The sequence below is a fragment of the Anaerolineae bacterium genome, assembly GCA_014360855.1.
In the GTDB taxonomy this organism is placed as follows: Bacteria; Chloroflexota; Anaerolineae; order JACIWP01; family JACIWP01; genus JACIWP01.
In genome coordinates this window covers 1-4,422 of record JACIWP010000248.1, presented here as the reverse complement: position 1 = coordinate 4,422, position 4,422 = coordinate 1, and the positions used below count along the sequence as shown (strand labels likewise).

General features: G+C 65.7%; 3 protein-coding genes. All 3 read right to left on the bottom strand.

What is annotated here, in order from left to right; all coding sequences use genetic code 11:
• Positions 1-48: 48 nt before the first annotated feature.
• Positions 49-1,389 carry a 2-oxo acid dehydrogenase subunit E2 gene (locus H5T60_12020; protein MBC7243158.1) on the bottom strand — a complete coding sequence of 447 codons (1,341 nt, stop codon included), beginning with the start codon at positions 1,387-1,389 and terminating at the stop codon, positions 49-51.
• A gap of 20 nt (positions 1,390-1,409) precedes the next feature.
• Positions 1,410-3,404: a dehydrogenase gene (locus H5T60_12015; protein ID MBC7243157.1), complete on the bottom strand. Its 1,995-nt coding sequence runs from the start codon at positions 3,402-3,404 to the stop codon at positions 1,410-1,412.
• Between the two features lie 97 nt (positions 3,405-3,501).
• Positions 3,502-4,323 carry a DeoR/GlpR transcriptional regulator gene (locus H5T60_12010; GenBank protein ID MBC7243156.1) on the bottom strand — a complete coding sequence of 274 codons (822 nt, stop codon included), beginning with the start codon at positions 4,321-4,323 and terminating at the stop codon, positions 3,502-3,504.
• Between the last annotated feature and the right edge of the window lie 99 nt (positions 4,324-4,422).

Here is a 4,422-nt window from a genome sequence, read left to right as displayed (position 1 = left end):
GCCCGGCCGCTCTTGGCGGCCGGGCCTTGCGCTATGCCCGAGCAGGGCTCAGGCCAGGAGGAGGTAGGGGCGCTCGATGAGCTGTTTGACGCGCTGGAGGAAGCGGGCCGCCGGCGCGCCGTCGTTGATGCGGTGATCGAAGGTCAGGCTGAGCACCATCATCGGGCGGATGACCACCTGGCCGTTGACGGCCGCCGGCTTCTCCACGATGCGGCCGACGCCCAGGATGGCGCATTCGGGCAGGTTGATGATGGGGGTGAAGCCGTCCACGTCATACATCCCCAGGTTGGTGATGGTGAAGGTGCCGCCGCTGAGGTCGTCCGGCAGACTGCGGCCGGCGCGCGCCCGTTCCACCAGCTCGCGGAACTCGGTCACGATGTCCCCCAGCCGTTTGGAGGCCACATCGCGGATGACCGGCACCAGCAGGCCGCGCTCCGTGTCCACCGCGACCCCGATGTTGATGACCCCCAGTTGTTCGATGCGATCCTCCACCAACCTGGCGTTCATGTTGGGATGTTCCTGCAGTGCCCTGCCGACGATGAGCACCAGGATCTCGTTGTAGCCGGGCACCACCCCGCCGGGCAGGGGGGACTGTTTGAAGCTCTCGCGCAACTGCACCAGCGCGGTGGCGTCCACCTCGGTAAAGAGGGTCACTGCGGCGGTGGTGTGGGCGCTGGCGCTCATGCGTTCGGCGATAATGGCGCGCACGCCGGCCATCGGGATGGCCCGCACGGCCGGCGCGGGGGCCGCGGGAGCCGGCGCCGCCGGCGTCACCGGCATGGCAGCGCGTTCCACCGCCACTTTGGTGATGCGCTCCGGGCCGGCGGCCAGCGTCTCCAGGGGTAGGCCCATTTCCTCGGCCAGTTTGCGGGCGGCCGGCGTCGCTTTCGGCAGGGAGGCGGCGTAGGCCAACACGTCCCGCTCCACAATGCGGCCGCCTGGTCCGGTGCCAGTGATGCGCTCCAGAGGCACGCCCAACTGTCGGGCAACCATGCGCGCCCTGGGAGAGGCAAACCGCCGGCCTTCCGGGGCGGGCGTCGCTGTGGGCGCGGCTGGGGCGGTCGGCGCGGCAGGGGCGGCCGCCGGCGCAGGGGCCGGCGCGGCGGCTTCTGGCGCGGCCGCCGGCTTCAGGTAGCGGCTGATATCCTCGCCCGGTTCCCCGATAATTCCCACTACTTCCAGGATGGGGACCGTCTCGCCGGGGCGGCGGAGGATTTTGAGCAGGGTGCCGCTGGCCGGCGCCTCCGCTTCCAGCGCCGCCTTGTCCGACTCGAACTTGAAGATAGGCTCGCCCTTTTTGACGGTGTCGCCTTCTTTGACGTACCACTCGATAATGGTGCCGGTCTCCATGGTCTGGCCCATCTTGGGCATAATCACTTCTTTCGCCATGGCGCTACTCCTATCCCTGATTAATACACCAGTTGACGGACGGCGGCTTCGATGCGCTCGACGTTCGGGATGGCCGCATCCTCCAGCGTCTCCGCCATGGGGACCGGCACATCCGCCGCCGCCACCCGCACCATCGGCGCATCCAGATAATCGAACGCCAGCTCGTTGATGATGGTGAAGATCTCGCTGATGAAACTGCCGGTCTTGTAGGCCTCCGTGACCCCGACGACGCGCCCGGTCTTCTTGACCGATTCGATGATGGTGTCCACGTCGAGGGGCTTCAAGCACCGCAGGTCCACCACCTCGACATCAATGCCCTCTTTGGCAAGGTTCTCGGCGGCCTCCAGGGCGCGCAGTACCATGCGGGAGTAGGTGATGATGGTGACATCCTTGCCTGGGCGCTTGATGTCGGCGACGCCCAGGGGGATGGTGTATTCCTCTTCGGGTACCGGCCCTTTGGTGCCGTAGAGCATCTTGTGCTCGATGAACATGATGGGGTTATCGTTGCGGATGCACTCTTTGAGCAGGCCCTTGGCGTCGTACGGGGTGGCCGGCATGACCACATAGATGCCCGGGAAGTGGGTCCACAGCGCCTCCAGGCTCTGGGAGTGGTGCGCGGCGATGGAGCGGCCGGCGCCCCCTTCGGTGCGGATCACCATGGGCACCTTGGTCTTGCCGCCGAACATATAGCGGTTCTTGGCGCCCTGATTGGCGATCTGGTCCATGGCCAGCGGGGTGAAGTCCACATACATGATTTCAGCGACCGGGCGCATGCCGGTCATGGCGGCGCCCACCGCCGCGCCGCCGATGGCGGCCTCGGAGATGGGCGTGTCAATGACCCGCTCCGGCCCAAATTCCTGGTACAGCCCACGCGTGGCGCCGTACGCCCCGCCGTACAGGCCGACATCCTCGCCCATGATGAAGACGCGGGGATCGCGCTTCATTTCCTCGCGGAAGGCCTCCACCAACGCCTCCCAGTAGTAAATCTGGCGCATGTTGGGGTCACTGCGCACCCGCTCCCGCAGTTCCCGCTCTTTGGCGATCTGGCTGGGCGTATAGACCGTCGGGACGTACACGTCGTCGTACAGCTCGGAGGGATCGGGGAAGGGGGAGTTCAGGGCGAAATCAATGGAGATTTCGACGGCCTTCTCGCATGCTTTGGCCAGCTCATCCAGCTCCTGCTGGGTGACCAGGCCGGCCTCCAGCATGCGCCGTTCCAGGGTGGTGATGGGGTCGCGCTCCTTCCAGGCCTTCTCTTCCTCACGGGTGCGGTACACGCGCGGGTCAGAGCGTGAATGCCCGTACCAGCGGTAGGTCTTGCATTCGATGAGGGACGGCCCTTCCCCGCGGCGGGCGCGCTCCACGGCGCGGGAGACGGCGTCGCGCACGGCCAGCACATCCATGCCGTCCACCACCTCGCCTGGGATGCAGTAGGCGCAGGCGCGATCGGCGATGTTCTTACAGCTCGAGGCCTTTTCAAAGGGCACAGACATGCCGTACAGGTTGTTCTCCACGATGTAGACGACGGGGAGCTTCCAGATGGCGGCCATGTTGAGCGATTCGTGGAAGTTGCCGGTATTGGCCGCGCCGTCGCCGAAGAAGCAAAGCACCACGCGGTCCGATTTTTGCAGTTTCATGGAGAGGCCGGCGCCGGTGGCCACGGGGATATTGCCGCCCACGATGCCGGTGGCGCCCAGGTTGCCGCGCTCCACGTCCGCGATGTGCATGGAGCCGCCGCGGCCGCGGCAGTAGCCGGTGGAACGCCCGCACAGCTCTGCCATCATTTTGTTCAGGTGCTCCTGCTTCTCCTCGGGGGTTTTGGCGAGCCGGTCGCCGCGGGCGTAGCAGTGTCCGTGGCCGCGGTGGGTGCTGGTGATGAGGTCGTCGTCGCGCAGGACGCTGATGGCGCCGACGGCGACAGCTTCCTGGCCGGCGTACAGGTGGGACGCGCCCTTGATGATGTTGCGGCCCAACAGGTCATAGACCGCTTCCTCAAAGTTGCGGATGATGCGCATCTGGCGCAGGTAATCCAGCAAATCCTCGCGGGTGATGCCCTGTGCCTGCATGATGGTCTTCAAGTCGGTGGCGTTCATATTCTCCTCATTACCCCTTTTATCGTTCTGGTCTGCGCAAGGGCAGTGTTGGGACGGGTGATGCGGCCGGCTCCTGAAGCGGGGCGACGCGCACATCCACGCCGGCGGCGCGGAGGCGCGCAATCACGTCAGCCGGCGTCCGCTCATCGGTGATGATACGGTCGAAGGCCTGGATGGGGGCGACGATGGCGTAGGAAGTGCGCCCGAACTTGGTGTGATCCACCAGCAGGATCTTCTGGCGGGCGATTTCCAGCATGGCCGCCTTGACCTCCGCTTCGTACAGGTTGCTGTTGGTGACGCCGGCCTCCAGGGAGATGGCCGGCGTGGCCAGGAAGGCCTTTTCGGCGGTGAAGCGGCGCAGGGTGGCCACCGCCAGCGGCCCGACGAAGGAAGCGGTCGGCTCCCATAGGGTGCCGCCGGTGTTAATAACGGTGATGTCCGGCGCTCCGATGAGGATGTTGACGACGTAGAGGGAGTTGGTGATGACGGTGAGGTGGCGCTTGCCGATGAGCCGGCGGGCGAAGTGGGCGATGGTGGTGCCGGCGTCCAGCACGATGGTGTCTCCGTCCTCCACCAGTTCCGCCGCCAGGCGGGCGATGGCCTCTTTCTCGGCCAGTTGGGTGCCTTCGCGGGCATAATAGGGCAGGTCGCCAGGGGGATATTTCAGCAGTACCGCGCCGCCGTGGGTGCGCCGCAGGACGCCGCGCTCCTCCAGCCGCGCCAGGTCCCGGCGGATGGTCATCTCCGAGACGCCAAGTTCCTCGCTCAATTCCGCTACGGAGACGCTTTGCCGCTCGTTGATCAATTGGAGGATCCTGGTCTGGCGTTCTGCCGGCTGCATTCCCCACCCCTGCTGTTCATTCAAACACATTATATCACATTTTCTTGCGCATTTCAAGATAGATAGCACAAGATATCCGACAGCAAGGGGCTGGGCGCC

Bases quoted from the DNA above. Each gene is read 5' to 3' on its own strand.
- H5T60_12015 (MBC7243157.1), bottom strand. From the start codon at position 3,404: ATGCGCATCATCCGCAACTTTGAGGAAGCGGTCTATGACCTGTTGGGC.
- H5T60_12020 (MBC7243158.1), bottom strand. From the start codon at position 1,389: ATGGCGAAAGAAGTGATTATGCCCAAGATGGGCCAGACCATGGAGACC.
- H5T60_12010 (MBC7243156.1), bottom strand. From the start codon at position 4,323: ATGCAGCCGGCAGAACGCCAGACCAGGATCCTCCAATTGATCAACGAG.